Annotated in this window: 13 protein-coding genes; 1 reads left to right on the top strand and 12 read right to left on the bottom strand. The window is 61.6% G+C overall.

Annotated features, from left to right (window positions below; genetic code table 11):
• Window positions 1-210 precede the first annotated feature (210 nt).
• Window positions 211-948, top strand: coding sequence for an ABC transporter substrate-binding protein (locus tag PSEUDOMOFG3G_RS27180; RefSeq protein WP_139048973.1), 738 nt, complete (start codon window positions 211-213; stop codon window positions 946-948).
• Between the two features lie 142 nt (window positions 949-1,090).
• Here the strand turns inward: PSEUDOMOFG3G_RS27180 and yccS are convergent, their stop codons facing one another.
• The 12 genes from yccS to PSEUDOMOFG3G_RS27240 form a co-directional block, all read right to left on the bottom strand.
• The gene (yccS, locus tag PSEUDOMOFG3G_RS27185; protein WP_139048974.1) at window positions 1,091-3,274 is read right to left on the bottom strand and encodes a YccS family putative transporter; all 2,184 of its coding nucleotides are present in this window, start codon (window positions 3,272-3,274) and stop codon (window positions 1,091-1,093) included.
• Window positions 3,275-3,517: 243 nt separating this feature from the next.
• Window positions 3,518-4,696, bottom strand: coding sequence for an NAD(P)/FAD-dependent oxidoreductase (locus PSEUDOMOFG3G_RS27190; protein WP_047230492.1), 1,179 nt, complete (start codon window positions 4,694-4,696; stop codon window positions 3,518-3,520).
• Window positions 4,697-4,839: 143 nt separating this feature from the next.
• On the bottom strand, window positions 4,840-6,177 hold the full coding sequence (gene dbpA / locus PSEUDOMOFG3G_RS27195) for an ATP-dependent RNA helicase DbpA (RefSeq protein ID WP_230682660.1): 1,338 nt from the start codon (window positions 6,175-6,177) through the stop codon (window positions 4,840-4,842).
• A gap of 303 nt (window positions 6,178-6,480) precedes the next feature.
• Window positions 6,481-7,908: a multidrug transporter subunit MdtD gene (mdtD, locus tag PSEUDOMOFG3G_RS27200; protein WP_076383389.1), complete on the bottom strand. Its 1,428-nt coding sequence runs from the start codon at window positions 7,906-7,908 to the stop codon at window positions 6,481-6,483.
• 193 nt (window positions 7,909-8,101) lie between these two features.
• On the bottom strand, window positions 8,102-9,439 hold the full coding sequence (locus PSEUDOMOFG3G_RS27205; protein WP_139049044.1) for a TldD/PmbA family protein: 1,338 nt from the start codon (window positions 9,437-9,439) through the stop codon (window positions 8,102-8,104).
• 14 nt (window positions 9,440-9,453) lie between these two features.
• Window positions 9,454-10,896: a TldD/PmbA family protein gene (locus PSEUDOMOFG3G_RS27210; RefSeq protein WP_139048975.1), complete on the bottom strand. Its 1,443-nt coding sequence runs from the start codon at window positions 10,894-10,896 to the stop codon at window positions 9,454-9,456.
• 228 nt (window positions 10,897-11,124) lie between these two features.
• Window positions 11,125-12,828, bottom strand: coding sequence for a choline dehydrogenase (gene betA / locus PSEUDOMOFG3G_RS27215; protein ID WP_076383391.1), 1,704 nt, complete (start codon window positions 12,826-12,828; stop codon window positions 11,125-11,127).
• Window positions 12,829-12,970: 142 nt separating this feature from the next.
• Window positions 12,971-14,443: a betaine-aldehyde dehydrogenase gene (gene betB, locus PSEUDOMOFG3G_RS27220; protein WP_139048976.1), complete on the bottom strand. Its 1,473-nt coding sequence runs from the start codon at window positions 14,441-14,443 to the stop codon at window positions 12,971-12,973.
• Between the two features lie 80 nt (window positions 14,444-14,523).
• Window positions 14,524-15,144, bottom strand: coding sequence for a transcriptional regulator BetI (gene betI, locus PSEUDOMOFG3G_RS27225; protein WP_139048977.1), 621 nt, complete (start codon window positions 15,142-15,144; stop codon window positions 14,524-14,526).
• Between the two features lie 310 nt (window positions 15,145-15,454).
• The gene (gene choV, locus PSEUDOMOFG3G_RS27230) at window positions 15,455-16,633 is read right to left on the bottom strand and encodes a choline ABC transporter ATP-binding protein (RefSeq protein WP_139048978.1); all 1,179 of its coding nucleotides are present in this window, start codon (window positions 16,631-16,633) and stop codon (window positions 15,455-15,457) included.
• Window positions 16,630-17,475 (bottom strand): choline ABC transporter permease subunit, encoded by an 846-nt coding sequence (gene choW, locus PSEUDOMOFG3G_RS27235; RefSeq protein ID WP_047230366.1) that lies wholly within the window; start codon window positions 17,473-17,475, stop codon window positions 16,630-16,632. Before choW ends, choV begins: the two co-directional genes overlap by 4 nt.
• A gap of 66 nt (window positions 17,476-17,541) precedes the next feature.
• Entirely contained in the window at window positions 17,542-18,489 is a 948-nt protein-coding gene (locus tag PSEUDOMOFG3G_RS27240; protein WP_047230367.1) for a choline ABC transporter substrate-binding protein, read from the bottom strand.
• Between the last annotated feature and the right edge of the window lie 186 nt (window positions 18,490-18,675).

The raw sequence follows: 18,675 nt of genomic DNA on the forward strand, positions 1-18,675 counted from the left end.
GAAGTCTCTTTCTTGGACAACTGTAAAAATCTGTGACAAAGGCCAAAATGCCATCATCGAATTGTCGCGGCGTGGCCTTCTTTGTGTAATCTTCGATTCAACGCTGCGCAGCGGTTCCACTGAGCTAATGTTAGGACCGGATGTCTGACGACATCTCTTGAGATTCGGCTAAAAACAAACCGGGCTTTGAACCCGTCAAGGATGTTTGGCATGCCGCGATTGCATCGAGCTCTTGCTTTGGTCGGGTTGCTGTTGCTGAGCCACAACGCCTGCGCGCAAAAGTTGCGTCTGGTGGCAGATGGCTGGCCACCCTTTACCGACACCACGCTGGTCAATGGTGGCCTGGCGACCGATATCGTCAGTACCGCTCTGGCGCGAGCCGGTTATGCCAGTGACTTTGAGCAGGTGCCTTGGGCCCGGGCGATGCTGGGCATCGGCGAGGGGCGCTATGACGTGCTGATCAATGCCTGGTACAGCGAAGAACGTACCCATGTGGGCCGTTTCTCGGCTGAATACCTGCTCAATCGCGTGCGCTTCATCAAGCGCAAGGACGCACCCATCCAGTACGAGAACCTGCAGCAGCTGCATGCCTATCCCATCGCCGTGGTCCGCGGATACGCCTACTCCAAGGCGTTCGATGAGGATCAGCAATTGCAGAAAATCCCTGTGCATAACTTTGCAATGGCCGTGCGCATGCTCGCTGCCGGTCGGGTGAAGCTGACCCTGGAAGATGAGTTCGTCGCCCGTTATTACTTGGCTCGTGAGTCGGCCAAGGTGCGCAACGCCGTGGAGTTCATGCCCAAGCCACTGAGTGAAAACAGCCTGCACATTCTGGTCAGCCTGAAGAACCCGCAGCACGAGCAGATTGTCGCGGGATTCGATCGGGAGATTGCGGCGATGAAGGCCGATGGTAGTTATGCGCGGTTATTGAAGGCGCACGGGATGTGATCTTGCGGTGCCTGGACTGGCGCTATCGCGAGCAGGCTCGCTCCCACAGTTGATCTAGAGCGGACACTTAAATTTTGTACGGCTGAGGTCCACTGTGGGAGCGAGCCCGCTCGCGATGGCGGTGGTGCGAGCACCACACTCCTCAAGCCTCGCTAGTATCCTTGACCAGATGCGCCGCCAACGTGCGCAGCGGCCCCAACTGACGGCAGATCAACCCCAGTTGCGTCTGCACCAGCCGCTGACCCTCGTCGATATCATCGGGCATCTGCTCAAGCTCACTGGCCAAGGCTTCTTCCTCGTCGCTTTGGACCGCTATCGGTTGTTTGCTCGCCAGGCCCTGGGCAATTTCGTCGATGCTCGCGGCCAGTTTCACCCCTGCGCCGTCGATCAGGTGTTCGCGCACGTCTGCAGGCAATGGGGTGTCCCGATGGGCGCCCAGACCTGACAAGTAGCTGAGCAGGGTGTGGGACAGCACCAGGAAGCGGAACCCGACATCGGCTTCCTTACGGAAATGCCCCGGCTCCATCAGCATGTTTGCCAGGGTGGTGGACAATGCGGCGTCGGCGTTGTGGGCGTTGCGTCGGGCCAGGCGATAGGCCAGGTCATCGCTTTTGCCGGCGGCGTATTGCTGCATGATCTGGCGCAGGTAAATGCTGTTGCAGGTCAGCGTGTTGGCCAGCACCTTGTTCAACCGGCGGCCTTGCCAGTCCGGCAGGAACAGGAATACCGCAAGGCCGGCGATCAGGCTGCCCAGCAGCGTATCGAACAGGCGTGGCAGCAGCAGTCCATAGCCGTCGCCCACCTGGTTGAAGCAGAACAGCACCATGATCGTGATCGCGGCGGTTGCCAGGGTGTAGCGGGTCGTGCGGTTGGTAAAGAACACCACCCCGGCGGCGATGGCGAAAGACGATTGCACCAGCGGGTTGGGAAACAGATCGAACAGCGCCCAGGCCACCGTCAGGCCGATGGCGGTGCCGATGATCCGTTGGCCGAGCTTGCGCCGGGTGGCGCCGTAGTTGGGTTGGCACACGAACAGCGTGGTGAGAATGATCCAGTAGCCTTGGGACGGGTGGATCAGATGCACCATGGCATAACCCACACTCAGCGCCAGGGGCAGGCGCAGGGCATGTCGGAACAGCAGCGAGGTGGGCGTGAGCTGTGTGCGCAAGCGGACCCAGACGTCCTTCAGGTTGCGCGGTGAGCGATCCAGCAGGCTGCTATCGGTGGCGTCGGCCAGGGCGTCGGGGTTGCTCGCGTCGCTGAGCAGGCGGTCCATGGTGCCAAGGTTCGCCGACAAGGCCCGTAGCGAACGCAGCAATCCGCGCCAGGCCGGGTTGCTCTGGATCCGCAGGTGTTCGAGGGAGGCATGCAGGTCATTCAGCGCCTCGGCGAAGCTGGCGTCATAGACGAACGGCTGGCGCAGTTGGATCGACTCGGCCAACGCTTGGCAGGCTTTACCTTGCTGGCGTAGCAGGCGTTGGCAGCGGAACAGCACGTCGCTGTGAAAGAACGCCTCGGCCAGCGCGTTGTAGGGGTAGTGGGAGGAGCTGGCGCGCTCGTGGATATCCTGGGCGAGGAAGTACAGCTTCAGGTAGCGGCTGACCTTCGAGCCTGGTCGCCCATTGCCTACGCGGTGCAGGATGATTTCCTTCGCCGCGTTAAGCGCGGCGACGACCCGGCCGTTCTGCTGGGCCAGTTCCAGGCGTCGGGCTTCGACGTCCAGTTGACGGATCGGCTCGAAGAGCGATGATTTGAGCTTCAGATAGCGTCCCAGCTCGCGGAACAGCCGCGCCAGGCTTTGCTGCACCGGCTGGTTGGAAAACAGCGCCTGCCACAGCACCGAGAGCAGGCCGTACCAAGCCGCACCGGCCACCAGCAGCAAAGGTTCGTGCCAGAAATCGGTGACCGCGCCACCGCGCTGGTCTACGCCGATCATGGTGTAGACCGAGAGAATCAACGTGGCCGAGGCAATCGCGCCATAGCGCTCGCCCAGCGCACCGAGCATAGTCAGGGCGAAACTCGCCAGCGCCAGGGCAACGATGAACAGAACCGGATAAGGGAACAGCAATTCCACCGACAGCGCTGCGATGGTGAAGCACACCAGCGTCACGGCCAGCGCGTTGAGGCGGCCCTGCCAGCTGTCATCGGTCTCGGCCAGGGCGCTGGCGATGATGCCCAGGAACAGCGGGATCAACAGCGCCATCTCATCCAGATACCAACACAGCGCCATGCTGCCGGTCAGGGCGATGAACACCCGCACGCTATAACTGAATTTATCCAACGCCCAAAGGCGACGCAGAGACTGACTAAACGAGGTCGATGACATGAAGTGCACGGGCCTGACGGGCAATGACGCTAAATTGAGGCAGTAATGACGCCGACGCAATGGCGGCGATCACATCCGGCAGCAAAAAGTGTTCCGGGATGCTCCAGCAAACCCCAGTGGGAGCGAGCCTGCTCGCGATGAGGCCGGTACATTCAACATTGATGTTGTCTGATAGTCCGCCATCGCGAGCAGGCTCGCTCCCACAGGATCATCATCCCCATTGGATTCTATGCATCCCTTCAATCAGACGTATTGCGCAGCCGCATACCCCGACGCCCAGGCCCATTGGAAGTTGAACCCGCCCAGGTGCCCGGTGACGTCCAGCACTTCGCCGATGAAATACAGGCCAGGGCTTTTCAACGATTCCATGGTCTTGGACGAGACTTCCCGCGTATCGACACCGCCCAGGGTCACTTCGGCGGTGCGGTAGCCTTCGGTGCCGGCCGGGACGACATTCCAGCTCGACAGTTTCTCGGCAATGTCTGCCAGTTCGGCGTGGGTGTATTGCTTCATGGGTTTGGAGACGAACCAAGTATCGGCCAGCAGGGTGGCCATCTTCTTGGTGAACAATTCGCCCAGCAGGGTTTTCAGTTCGCTGTTGGGGCGTTCGGCCTGTTGCTGTTGCAGCCAGCTCGGCACGTCGTGGTCCGGCAGCAGGTTGATCTGCACCGTGTCACCCGGTTCCCAGAACGAGGAAATCTGCAGGATCGCCGGGCCGCTGAGGCCGCGGTGGGTGAACAGGATGTTCTCGCGAAAACTCTGCTCGTTGCAGCTCACCAGGCAATCCACTGAAGTGCCTGAAAGTTCGGTGCACAACGCCTTGAGCTGGTCGGTGATGGTGAACGGCACCAGCCCGGCGCGGGTGGGCAGCAGTTGGTGGCCGAACTGTTTGGCCACCTGGTAACCGAAACCGGTCGCGCCCAGCGTCGGGATCGACAGCCCGCCCGTGGCAATCACCAAGGATTGGCAGGTGATGGCCCCGAGGGTGGTTTGCAGCAGGTAGCCGCTCTCGGTTTTCTCGATGCGCTCGATCGAGGTGTCCAGGTGCAGGTTGACACCGGCCTGGTCGCATTCGTCCAGCAGCAGGCCGAGGATGTCGCTGGACTTGTTATCACAGAACAACTGGCCGAGTTTTTTCTCGTGATAGGGCACGCCGTGCTTGGCCACCAGGGCGATGAAATCCCACTGGGTGTAACGGGCCAGGGCCGACTTGCAGAAATGCGGGTTCTGCGAGAGGAAATTGCCCGGTTCGCTGTACATGTTGGTGAAATTGCAGCGCCCACCGCCGGACATGAGGATTTTCTTGCCGGCCTTGTTGGCGTGGTCCAGCAGCATCACCTGCCTTCCGCGCCCTGCGGCGGTCAGCGCGCACATCAACCCCGCGGCGCCAGCGCCAATGATCACGACTTCGGTAGAGCGCAAAACGGTGTCCCTCTAAATGTCACCACAAAACCCATTGTGGGAGCGAGCCTGCTCGCGATGAGGCCGGTACATTCAACATTGATGTTGTCTGACTGTCCGTCATCGCGAGCAGGCTTGCTCCCACAGTTTGATCTCTGTTGGAGTTACAGGATCCGCACCCGCAACGAACGGCCCTTGATCTTGCCATCGTTCAGGCGTTGCAGCGCCTGTTTGGCGATTGCGCGCTCCACGGCGACATAGGCCTGGAAGTCGAAAATCGCGATCTTGCCGACCTGGGCGCCGGGGATGCCGGCCTCGCCGGTGAGGGCGCCGAGGATGTCGCCGGGGCGGACTTTGTCTTTGCGCCCGGCACCAATGCACAGGGTGCTCATGGCCGGCAGCAGCGGGCCGCCGCCCTGGGGCTTGAGGTTGTCGAGTTGGTCCCAGCTCAGTGGCGACTTCTGCAACTGTTCGATCGCTTGGGCGCGGTGGGCTTCGGACGGCGCCACCAGGCTGATGGCGATGCCTTTTTCACCCGCACGCCCGGTGCGGCCGACGCGGTGAATGTGAATTTCCGAGTCACGGGCCAGTTCGACGTTGATCACCATGTCCAGTGCGTCGATGTCCAGGCCACGGGCCGCCACATCGGTGGCGACCAGCACCGAGGTGCTGCGGTTGGCGAACATCGCCAGCACCTGATCGCGGTCGCGCTGTTCCAGATCGCCATGCAGGCCGACCGCCGAGATACCTTTGGATGTCAGATGGTCGACGGTTTCCTGAACCTGCTGCTTGGTGAAGCAGAACGCCACGCAGGAGGCCGGACGGAAATGCGCCAGCACCTTGACCACGGCGTCCATGCGCTCCTCGGGGGAGATTTCATAGAAACGCTGCTCGATCTGCGCGTCGGAGTGAAAGGCTTCGGCCTTGACCTGCTGCGGGTTGCGCATGAACTTGGACGACAGTTGCTTGATGCCCACCGGGTAGGTGGCGGAGAACAGCAAGGTCTGACGGCGTTCCGGGGTCTGCTGGATGATGTCTTCGATGGCGTCGTAGAAGCCCATGTCGAGCATGCGGTCGGCTTCATCGAGGATCAGCGTGTTGAGGCCGTCCAGCACCAGCGAGCCCTTGCGCAGGTGCTGCTGGATGCGCCCTGGCGTGCCGACGATGATGTGGGCGCCGTGCTCCAGGGAAGCGATCTGCGGGCCAAACGACACGCCGCCACACAGGGTCAGGACCTTGATGTTGTCTTCGGCGCGGGCCAGGCGCCTGATTTCCTTGGCAACCTGATCGGCCAGCTCACGAGTCGGGCAGATCACCAGTGCCTGGCAGCCGAAGAAGCGCGGGTTGATCGGGTTCAGCAGGCCGATGCCGAAGGCCGCGGTCTTGCCGCTGCCGGTCTTGGCCTGGGCGATCAGATCCATGCCCTTGAGGATCACCGGCAAGCTCTGCGCCTGGATCGGCGTCATCTGGGCATAACCGAGGGATTCGAGGTTAGCCAGCATGGCGGCGGACAGCGGCAGAGTATTAAAAGCGGTGGCAATGGTGGTCACGGGACTGGCCTGCAAAACAAAATGTCGCGCAGTGTAGCAGCCTCGTGCCACTTTTCTCGAAAGTTCTGGACGAGCTGTGGCGCAGTTCTGAAGCGGACGAATTCCCTGTGGCGAGGGAGCTTGCTCCCGCTGGGGCGCGAAGCGCCCCCAAACCGGCCAACACGGTGTACCTGAAAGTTCGTGTCGCCTGGATTGCGACTGCTGCGCAGCCGAGCGGGAGCAAGCTCCCTCGCCACGAAAGCTCACCGATCCTGGTCAGTGCTCGATATGCTCATCCGGCCGCTTGGCCCGCCGCCCATCCTCTTTCGACAGCTGCGAAAAAATCGTCGCCGCCAGCATCGCCATGATGCCCACCGTCAGGAACGTCAACTGGAACGCGCCAAGCACGGTGTCCACCCCGTCGTTGCCGACCTGGGCGGTAAAACCGCCGAGCAGCGCACCAGCACAGGCCACGCCCAGGCTCAGGGACAGTTGCGCCACCACCGACAGCAGGCTGTTGCCGCTGCTGGCGCTGGCGTCGTCCAGGTCAATCAGGGTCACGGTGTTCATCGCGGTGAACTGCAACGAGTTGATCGCCCCCAGCACCGCCAGTTGCGCCAGCAGCAGCCAGTACGGCGTCTGTTCGCTGACCAGGCCCATGCTCGCCAGCATCAGGCCCAGGGCCAGGGTATTGGCGGTCAATACGCTGCGGTAGCCGAAGCGCTCGATCAAAGGCCGGGCCACGGACTTGGCGACCATCGCCGCCGCGGCCAGAGGTAACATGCTCATCCCGGCCTGGGACGGTGAATAGCCCAGGGCCACTTGCAGCAGCAACGGCACCAGGAACGGCAGGGCGCCGCTGCCCAGGCGCGCGAACAGATTGCCGAGAATCCCCACGGCGAAGGTCCGGGTCTTGAACAGCGACGGTGCGAACAGCGGGTTTTCGATGTGCCCGGCCCGTAGCCAATAAGCCGCCAGGCAGGCCATGCCGCCGAACAACAGCAACATCACGCGCAAGTGCGGCAGGTGCAGTTCACCGAGGCCTTCCATGGCGATGGTGATCAGCACCATCGCCGCGCCAAACAGCAAAAATCCCAGGCCATCGAACCGGGTACGCTCGCTGCCGCGCAGGTCCGGGATGAATTTCCACACCGCGTAGCAACCCAGCACGCCCACCGGCAGGTTGATGATGAAGATCCAGTGCCAGGTCAGGTACTCCACCATCCAGCCGCCCATGGTCGGCCCGATCAGTGGGCCGAGCAGGCCGGGAATGGTGATGAATCCCATGATCCGCACCAGTTCCGAGCGTGGGTAGGCCCGCAGCACGACCAACCGGCCCACCGGCAGCATCAGCGCGCCGCCCAGGCCCTGGATCACCCGGGCGCCGATCAGCATGGACAACGAATTGGACAAGGCGCAGAGCAACGAGCCGAAGCTGAACAACAGGATCGCGCCGAAGAAAATCTTCTTGGTCCCGAAGCGGTCGGCGATCCAGCCAGAGGCCGGGATCAGCAGCGCCACGGTGAGCATGTAGGCAATGATCACGCCCTGCATGCGCAGCGGGTTTTCCGCCAGGTCGCTGGCCATGGCGGGCAGGGCGGTGTTGAGGATGGTCCCGTCCAGGGACTGCATGAAAAAGGCAATCGCCACGACCCAAGGAAGCCAGCGGGCGGTGACAGCGTCGAGCGGTGCGCGGTTGGGCATGGGACCTCTTGTACGGAGTGTTGATCAGGAACAGATGCCGCTGTTGTGGCGAGGGGATTTATCCCCGCTGGGCTGCGAAGCAGCCCCAGAACTGTCGCCTCGGTGAGTCAGGCAGAACGCATTTACCCTTTGGGGGTCGCTTCGCAACCCAGCGGGGATAAATCCCCTCGCCACAGGTCCTGTGTTTGGTTGGCTACAACGTCAAGGTCAAGCGCTTGACCAGTGCCCCCGGCAACAGCATCGAGGCCGTGGCCCGCTGGCTGTAGGTGCTGGCCGACAGCAGCAGTTCCCGCTCCCGGCTCAGGCCTTCGAGTTGCGATCCGAGCAGGCTGTAGACGCTGTCGTCGAAACGCATGGTGCTGACCGGCGCGACGATCTGGCCGTTCTCGACCCAGAACGTGGCGAAGCGGGTCATGCCGGTCATGCGCGCGGCTGGTTGGTCCGAGTAGTTCAGGTACCAGAGGTTGCTGATGTACAGCCCGGTGCCAAGGTGTTCGAGGATGTCTTGCTGCTCGAGCTGGCCTTCGTTCATCACCAGCGCCGTGGGGTATTCGTAGCTGCTGGCGCCGTTGGCGTTCAGGCCGTGCTCGGCGGCGCTGCGGGAGTTGATCAACTGTGCACCGGCCATGCCTTTGACGATCAGGCCCAAGTCATCGCGCGGATAACCTTCGTCGGAAAACGCCGGGCTCAAAGAGCCGCTGACCTGCTCGCTGAGCCATACGTCGGGGCTCAAGCTTGCTTCGTTCGCGTAGAACTTCTGCAACGGACTTTGCTTGCTGGCAATCGCCCGGGCCGAAAACCCGCCCCAGCTGAGCATGCCCATGATTTCTTCCATCGCCGCTGGTGCCAGGTAGGCGCGGTATTCACCGGGCGGCAGGGTGCGCAAGGGGCGGCCCAAAAACGCCAACTGCTCGCGGGCCTGTTCAAAGCGCCTGGCAAAGCCTTCGCTGCTCCATTCGTGCCCGGCGTAGCTGGCTTTTACCGCCTGGCCGTTTTCATGGAACAGGCTGAAATCGAAGTTGAAGCTGTTGGCCTGATGCCAGCCGAACGCCCCCGAAGAACTGGCGAAGCCTCGGCTGATGGGGCCGGCGGCATAGAAACCGACCAAATCCAGACCGTCGGCGGCGCGGGTGATTTCGGCCACGGCCTGGTCAGTGTCCGGCAACGGATGGTCCTGCACGTTGTGGCTCTGCCAGTGGTTGTGGTTGAGCAGCAGGTACGGATCGGGCGGCAGCAGCGGCAGGGTTTCGCGCAACTGTTGCAGACCTTCGGCCAGGCGATGCAGGTCGGTTTCGACTTCACCGGACAAGGTGATCTGCAAGTCGGCGTGGCGCCCGTCGTTGATCAGTTTGAAGCTGACGCTGGCCTGCTGCACCTGCCCGGCCTGACGGACCTTGCCATGGTTGAAACGCACAAAAGCAGAGGATTCGGCGGCGTAGCCGAGGGTGAACTGCTCGGCTTCGCGCAGTGCATTGCGCAGCCAGTCGACCAACGCCTTGAAGGCCTCGGCCTGATTGTTGCCGGTGCTCATATTGCCGGTGCTCATCAGGCATCTCCCCCAAACACTGCGACATTGCTGAATACGCACGCCGGCGAGGCATGGCCGACGCGAATGACCTGGTTCGGTTCGCCCTTGCCACAATTTGGCGTGCCCAGTACCTGGGCGGTACTGGCATCGCCCACCGCCCGCAGGCTTTTCCAGAATTGCGCGGAAATGCCTCGGTAGTTGGGGTTTTTCACCACGCCCTTGAGCTCGCCGTTTTCGATCAATTGGCCCCACTCGCAACCGAACTGGAATTTGTTGCGGGCATCGTCGATGGACCAGGAGCGGTTGGTGCGCATCAGCACGCCGTGTTCGATGCCCTGGATCAGTTGCTCCAACGATTGGTCGCCGGGCTCGATGTTCAGGTTCGCCATGCGGTCGATGGGCGGGCGATTCCAGCCACAGGCGCGGCTGTTGGCGACCCCGCTCAGGCCTGCACGAAATTGCGACAGCGCACCACCCAGGGGGCGCAGCAACAGCCCTTCACGAATCAGAAATTCTTTGCTGGCGGCGGTGCCGTCGTCGTCATGGCTGTAGCTGGCCAGCTCTTCGGGAACGTTCGGGTCGAAGGTCACGTTCAATAGCTGGGAGCCGTACTGCAGATGCCCGAAGTCGCCGGTCGTGACGAAACTGGTGCCGGCGTAATTGCGCTCGTCTCCCAGGATGCGGTCCAGTTCCAACGGGTGACCGATGGACTCATGGATCTGCAGCATCATCTGGTCAGGCATCAACAGCAGGTCACGGGGGCCTTGCGGGGTGTTCGGCGCCAGGAGCAATTGCAGGGCCTGGTCGGCGATCTTTGGTGCGGCACCGATCAGGCCGCAGCGGCGGATGACATCGAAGCCGCCTTGCTGGCCGAAGTTCTCACGGCCCAGGGTGCGGGTCTGGCTGTCGTTACCGTCGAAGGCGGTGACGTCCAGGGCCGGATAAACAAAGCGTTGGGCCTGGCGCAGTTCGGCGCCGGCGTTATTGAGGTAGATCTGCTCGACCTGGGTCAGGCCGATGCTGACCTGCCAGTTCACCAGGCGCTCATCCTTGGGCACCGCGGCGGATTCGTCGCCCAGTAACTGATAGCAGTCGTTGAGGGACGGGAACGCCTGGTCGAAGTGAGGCGAGAAGTAGTCGGCGCGGTCGCTGGAGACCGCCTGCTCGCGCAAGTCGAGCAGGGCGTGTGGCTTGAGCCGGCGGGCTTGTTGCTCGGCCCGCTCCAGCGCCGCTTGCAGGCCGGCCTGGGACAGGTCGTTGGTGGCCGCATAGGCCTCGACACCGTTGACCCGCACGGTCAGCATCGCCCCTTCGTCACGGCCCAGGCTGGGCGGTTCGGCGATGTTCTTGCGCACCGACAGATGCTGGCCGGACTCGCGCACGTAGCGCAGGGAAAAGAACTCAGCGCCCGTGCGCAAGGCAGCAAACCGCTGCTTGAGCTGGGGGTGGACATCGAACATGGAACCTCCTTGTCTGGAGTGGCGGTGCAGCGAGGTGCGGCGCATTGACGCGACGGCTCTAGATTAGGCCTGGGCGGGGGAGGGATCAAGGCAGATGGGAATATGGAGTGTCAGGCCGGACGCCATCGCGAGCAGGCTCGCTCCCACAGACGGTTGTCGGGCACAAGATCTGTGTCCGCCGCAGATCCACTGTGGGAGCGAGCCTGCTCGCGATAGCGGTGTAATGCTTTACTGTGCCAGAGGCCCGACTTCACGCATTGGCTTGCCGCGCACCGGCGCGTCGCCGGCCACGTAGTACGGCGCGGTGCTGCGTGGCAGTGGCTGGCGGCCACGGATCTTGTCGGCGATTTTCTCGGCGATCATGATCGTTGGCGCATTCAGGTTGCCGGTGGTGATGATCGGCATGATCGAGGCATCGACCACGCGCAGCCCTTGCATGCCATGCACGCGGCCTTCGCCGTCCACCACCGCCATGTCGTCGGTGCCCATCTTGCACGAGCAGGATGGGTGGAAAGCGGTTTCGGCGTGCTCGCGGATGAACTGGTCCAACTGCTCGTCAGTCTGCACCTCGATGCCCGGACTGATTTCGCGACCGCGGAACGGGTCGAGCGCCGGCTGCTGCATGATCTCGCGGGTCAGGCGAATGCCGTCGCGAAACTCCTGCCAGTCCTGCTCGGTGGCCATGTAGTTGAACAGGATGCTCGGGTGCTGGCGCGGGTCCTTGGACTTGGCCTGGATCCGGCCCCGGCTTGGCGAACGCATCGAGCCCATGTGTGCCTGGAAACCGTGTTCCTTCACGCCGTTGCTGCCGTTGTAGTTAATCGCCACCGGCAGGAAGTGATATTGAATGTTCGGCCAATCGAAGTCCGGGCGGGTGCGGATGAAACCGCCAGCCTCGAATTGGTTGCTGGCGCCGATGCCGGTGCCGTTGAACAGCCATTCGGCACCGATGGCCGGCTGGTTGTACCAGAGCAGCGACGGGTACAGCGAAACCGGCTGGGTGCAGGCGTATTGCAGGTACAGCTCCAGGTGGTCCTGGAGGTTTTCACCGACGCCTGGCAGGTCATGGACCACCGGGATGTCGAGGCTTTCCAGCAGTTTGGCCGGGCCGACGCCGGAGCGTTGCAAAATCTGCGGCGAGGCGATGGCGCCGGAGCAGAGCAATACTTCCTTGCGGGCGCGGGCTTCGACGCGCTCTTCAGCAGCGCCCACCAGATAACGCACGCCGACCGCACGTTTGCCTTCGAACACGATCTTGTCGGTCAGGGCATGGGTGACGATGGTCAGTGTCGAGCGCTTCTTGGCCACGTCCAGGTAACCGCGAGCGGTGCTGGCGCGACGACCATTGGGCGTGACGGTACGGTCCATCGGGCCGAAACCTTCCTGCTGATAACCGTTGAGGTCTTCGGTGCGCGGGTAACCGGCCTGAACGCCGGCTTCGACCATGGCATGGAACAGCGGGTTGTTGCCGGCCTTGGGCGTGGTCACGCTGACCGGGCCGTCACCACCGTGGTAGTCGTTCGGGCCGATGTCGCGGGTTTCGGCTTTGCGAAAATACGGCAGGCAGTCCAGGTAGGCCCAGTCTTCCAGGCCCGGCAGCTTGGCCCAATTGTCGTAGTCCAGGGCGTTGCCGCGGATGTAGCACATACCGTTGATCAGCGAAGACCCACCCAGGCCCTTGCCGCGACCGCATTCCATGCGACGGCCGTTCATGTGCGGCTCAGGGTCGGTCTCGTAGGCCCAGTTGTAGCGACGACCCTGCAGCGGGAACGCCAGGGCAGCGGGCATTTGCGTGCGGAAATCCAGGCGATAGTCCGGCCCACCGGCTTCGAGCAGCAGGACGGTGACGCCTTCGTCTTCGGTCAGGCGGGTGGCCAGGGTGTTACCGGCCGAACCGGCACCGATGATGATGTAATCGAATTCTTGGGACATGAAATGCACCCTCTTTTTGAATTGGGTTCAGGGCTGGCGAGTGCTTTGCACTCAATCGCGAGCAGGCTCGCTCCCACCTTGGAATGGGGACTCCTGTGGGAGCGAGCCTGCTCGCGATGACGGCCTCAGAGGCGACGTCGGTTTAGAACACCGACGCGTAATCGCCCAGTTCGACCTGTACCGATTTGATACGGGTGAAGTTGTTCAGCGAACTGATGCCGTTCTCCCGGCCCACGCCCGATTGCTTGTAACCGCCGACCGGCATTTCGGCGGCCGATTCGCCCCAGGCGTTGATCCAGCAGATGCCGGCTTCGAGCTGATGAATCACGCGGTGCGCGCGGTTCAGGTCGCGGGTCACGACGCCGGCGGCCAGGCCGAAGTCGGTGTCATTGGCGCGACGGATCACTTCTTCTTCGGTTTCATAGGTGAGGATGCTCATCACCGGACCAAAGATTTCTTCGCGCACGATGGTCATCTCATCGGTGCAATCGGTGAACACGGTCGGCGCAACAAACGCGCCCTTGGCCAATTCGCCTTCAGTCAAACGCCCGCCGCCGCACAGCAGGCGCGCGCCCTCGGCCTTGCCTTTCTCGATGTAGCCCAACACGCTTTCCATGTGGGCGAAGCTGACCAGCGGCCCGAAGTTGGTGTTTTCATCTTCTGGATTGCCGATGCGAATACGTGCCACGCGCTCGGCGATCTTGGCTTCGAAAGCTGCCTTGAGATGGCTCGGCACGAACACCCGGGTGCCGTTGGTGCAGACCTGGCCGGAGCTGTAGAAGTTGGCCATCATCGCGGTGTCGGCAGCACGATCCAGGTCGGCGTCGTCGAAGATGATCAGCGGTGACTTGCCGCCCAGTTCCATGGTCACGTCCTTGAGCGACGAGCTCGAGGCGCTGGCCATGACTTTCTTGCCGGTGTCGGTGCCGCCGGTGAACGAGATTTTCTCGATGCGCGGGTGCTCGGTCAGCCAGGTGCCGACTTCACGGCCGCTGCCCGTCAGCACGTTGAACACCCCCGCTGGAACGCCGGCTTCGGTGTAGATCTCGGCCAGTTTCAGGGTGGTCAGCGAGGTGACTTCGCTCGGCTTGAAGATCATCGCGTTACCAGCGGCCAGGGCCGGGGCCGATTTCCACAACGCGATCTGGATCGGGTAGTTCCACGCGCCGATGCCGGCCACCACGCCCAGGGGTTCGCGACGGGTGTAGACGAACGAAGTGGTGCGCAGCGGCACCTGCTCGCCTTCGATGGCGGGCACTAGGCCGGCGTAGTATTCCAGCACGTCGGCGCCGGTGACGATGTCGACGTAGCGGGTTTCGGAATAGGCTTTGCCAGTGTCGAGGGTTTCCAGGGCGGCCAACTCATCGTTGCGCTCGCGCAGGATATCTACGGCGCGGCGCAGGATGCGCGAACGCTGCATGGCGGTCATTGCGGCCCAGACTTTCTGGCCTTTTTCGGCGCTGACCACGGCGCGCTCGACGTCTTCTTTGGTGGCCCGCTGCACCTGGGCGAGTACTTCACCGTTGGCCGGGTTGATGGCTTCGAAAGTGGCGTCGCCGCTGGCATCGCTGTACGCGCCATCGATGTAGAGTTTTTGCAGTTCGAAACGGGCCATAAAGTCCTCGCAAGTGCATGAGTGGTTGGCTGACCACCGGGGCGTGTCGTCTACAGCTGACTACGCGGTTCGGTGGCGGTTCAGGAGCCGAGCGGTTCTGTGTGCTCTGTTACCCCTGCCTTGGCCAATTGGAAATCCATGTATTCGTAAGCGATCCGGTGCGCCTGGGCGGTATCGAACGCGTCTCCCGACAGCGCCCCGCGCAGCCACAAACCGTCAATCAACGCGGCCAGTCCCCGTGCCGCGCTACGTGCCTCATCGAGGGGCAACGCGCGGCGGAACTGGCAACACAGGTTGGAATACAGACGGTGATCGTTGATCCGCTGCAACCTGTGCAAAGACGGGTGGTGCATGCTGGTGGCCCAAAAGGCCAACCAGGTTTTCATTGCCGGGCCATTGACCTGGCTGGCGTCGAAGTTGCCTTCGATGATCACCTGCAGGTGAGCCCGTGGGCTTGGGTCCTCCAGCGCCTGACGGCGTGCAGTGACGTTCTCGCTCAGGACACTCATCAGGTACTGGGCCGTGGCCGCGATCAGGCCATTCTTGTCCTTGAAGTAGTGGCTGATGATGCCGTTGGAGACACCGGCCAAACGGGCGATCAGCGCAATGCTGGCGTCCCCCATCCCGACCTGATCGACCGCTTGCATAGTGGCTTCGATCAATTGCTGGCGGCGGATGGGTTGCATACCGACCTTGGGCATCTGGTACATCTCCTTAGGCCATCCGATGGATGAGTGTTGTCTATCGGAATGAAGGCCAGTCTATTTTGTTTTGATTGAACGTTCAATCAACAAAAATAAGTTCTATGACAAGTCGTCGCTATTTGCCGGGGCGAGGACTTTTGGGGATGTCTTTATAACACTCGTCGGTTGGCATGTAGGCCAAATGCGCTTGATCGCTGGAATACTGTTGTGGTGAGAGGATTTGCATTCCAAGTCAAGCTGGTCAGCAGTTGAGAATCACCCAAACAAAAACGCCGCGATCATCTCGCGGCGTTTTTGTCGGTTTCGCTTAGCCCAGGTTTTTGCCGAGCAGTGCGTGGTACAGCTCACTGTCGCCAAGAATCCCGACGACCTGTTGGTTATCGTGAAGCACCAGCTTGTTGCCGGTCTGGTAGCGAATCTGCAGCGCGTCGCGCATGCCGATGTTGGAGTCCACCAGGGTCGGACGACGGCCCAGGTCTTCGACGGCTTGGCCCGGGGCCCAATTTTGCAGGTCCAGGGCCGCGCCGTTCTGGCGGGCGCCCTTGATGGTGTTGCCTTCGGCCAGATCGAGCCAGGAGTCGCCGCCCGGATCCAGGCACACCGAACCGTTGATGCGCTTGCAGTTGTCCAGGGTGCGCATCAGGCTGCGGCCACAGAGCACGTTGAGCGGGTTGGTGTGGGCGACGAAGGTGCGCACGTAATCGTCGGCCGGGTTCAGCACGATTTCTTCCGGCTTGCTGTACTGGATGATCCGGCCGTCTTTCATGATCGCGATCCGGCTGCCTAGCTTCAGGGCTTCGTCCAGGTCATGGCTGACGAACACGATGGTCTTGCTCAGTTTGCGTTGCAATTCCAGCAATTCGTCCTGCAAACCCTGGCGGATCAGTGGGTCGAGGGCCGAGAAAGGTTCGTCCATCAGCAGGATATCGGCGTCCATCGCCAGGGCGCGGGCCAGGCCGACCCGTTGCTGCATGCCGCCGGACAACTCGTCCGGTTTCTTGTTGCGCCACTGGGTCAGGCCCACCAGCTCAAGTTTTTCATCCACCAGCTTCTTGCGTTCCTTTTCCGGCCGGCCCTGCATTTCCAGGCCGAAGCTGATGTTTTCGCGCACCGTCAGCCAGGGCATCAGGGCGAACTTCTGGAACACCATGGCAATGCGCTTGGTGCGCATCATCTTCAGTTCGGCCGGGCTGCAGGAGGCGATGTCGATCTGCCGGCCTTCATGCTCGACGAACAACTTCCCGCGACTGACGGTGTTCAAGCCGTTGATGCAACGCAGCAGGCTGGATTTACCGGAGCCGGACAGCCCCATCAGTACGCAGATTTCGCCTTTTTCAATGTCCAGGCTGGCTTTTTCCACACCGACGATTTGCCCGGTTTTCTTCAGGATTTCGTTGCGCGTCATGCCTTGGTCGAGCAGCTTGAGGGCTTCACGTGGATCTTTGGAGAAGATCACGTCGACCTCTTCGAAGCGGATTATGCTCATGCGTCACCCCCTACTTTGGCGTCGGGTTGCTTGCAGATTCGGTCGAGCATGATTGCCAGCAATACGATCGCCAGGCCTGCTTCGAAGCCCAGGGCGATATCAGCGGTGTTCAGTGCGTTGACCACGGGTTTGCCCAGGCCGTCGGCACCCACCAGCGCGGCGATGACCACCATCGACAACGACAGCATGATGCATTGGGTGATACCGGCCGCGATGCTGGGCATCGCATGGGGCAGTTCGATACGGGACAGCAGTTGGCGACGGGAGCAGCCGAAGGCTTTGCCGGCGTCCATCAGTTCGTCCGGAACGTCGCGGATACCCAGGTAGGTCAAGCGGATGGGCGCGGCAATCGCGAACACCACCGTCGAGATCAGACCGGGGACCACACCCAGCCCGAAAAGGGTCAGGGTAGGAATGAGGTAAACGAAGGTCGGTACGGTCTGCATCAGATCGAGCACCGGACGCATCATGGTGTAGAACAGCGGCTTGTGCGCGGCAACAATGCCCAGCGGCACGCCGATCAAGACACAGACCAGGGTCGCGAACAGCACCTGGGCCAGGGTTTCCATGGTTTCCTGCCAGTAACCCAGGTTCAGGATAAGCAGAAAGGCTGCGATAACGAAGACCGTCAGGCCCCACTTGCGCTGGATAAAATGCGCCAGTAGAGCGATGAGGCCGATCAAGACAAGCGGGTTGAACCAGGTCAGCGCAAACGTCACGCCGTGAATCATCGTTTCCAGTGACAAGGCGATGGCATCGAATGTGTTGGCGCCGTGTTGCGTCAACCAGTCGACAAAGCCCGCAATGTACTGGCCCAGGGGTATTTTCTGATCAATCAGCATGGTAGTGAACATCCGCATGCAAGGAATAAACAGCCCGGACGAGCGAACCCGCCCGGCATAAAAGCATTACTGCGCAAGCTTGGCTTTCACGGCTTCCAGGCCGGGTTTACCGTCAATGGTGGTCACGCCAGCGAGCCAGGTATCAAGTACCTGTGGGTTTTTCTTCAGCCAGGCCTTGGCGGCTGCGTCAGGCTTCATCTTGTCGTCAAGCACGTTGCCCATCAGCGTGCTTTCCATGTCCAAGGTGAAGGTCAGGTTTTTCAACAGCTGACCTACGTTGCTGCATTCCTGGACGTAGCCTTTGCGGGTATTGGTGTAGATGGTTGCCTGGCCGAAATTCGGACCGAAGTACTCGTCACCACCGGTGAGGTACTTCATTTTGAAGCGGGTGTTCATCGGATGGGGTTCCCAGCCGAGGAACACCACGGCGGTGCTGCGGCGCTCGGCGCGATCGACCTGTGACAACATGCCGGCTTCGCTGGACTCGACGATCTTGAAGCCGGCGTCCTTCAGGCCGAAGGCATTCTTGTCGATCATGCTCTGGATCAGACGGTTGCCGTCGTTACCCGGTTCGATGCCATAGATCTTGCCGTCCAGTTCCTTCTTGAACTTGGCGATGTCGGCGAAATCCTTCAGCCCTTTGTTATAGAGCTCTTCGGGCACCGCCAGGGTGTACTTGGCGTTCTCCAGGTTGGCCCGCACCGTATCCACGGTGCCGGCTTCGCGGTAGGCCTTGATGTCGTTTTCCATCGTCGGCATCCAGTTGCCGAGGAACACATCCATGTTCTTGCCGTCGGCCAGGGACTTGTAGGTCACCGGTACGGAAATCATGGTGGTCTTGGTTTTGTAGCCCAGGGCCTCAAGTACCACGCTGGTGGTGGCGGTGGTCACGGTGATGTCGGTCCAGCCGACATCGGAGAAGTTGACGGTGCTGCACTGCGCGGGTTCAGCAGCGTTGGCCAGCATCGGAAGACTCAGCATGGCGGCCAACAACAACGGCGTGGAACCTTTCATGGGTGGACTCCTGGTGTTTTATCGGCGGTGTCCGGTCAGGACCACCGCGCTTATTGGGGTTGCGGTTGGTGGCGCGTGGGCACTCTTCGACACGCGGCCTTGCAAACGAGCCGTAACCGATCATGTACCAGTGCAAATCTGTCGCCTACAGGGTGCGTCGTATCCAGTACAGGGAGGGTCGCATCC

It is taken from the genome of Pseudomonas sp. FG-3G (genome assembly GCF_901007645.1).
GTDB lineage: Bacteria > Pseudomonadota > Gammaproteobacteria > Pseudomonadales > Pseudomonadaceae > Aquipseudomonas > Aquipseudomonas rhizophila.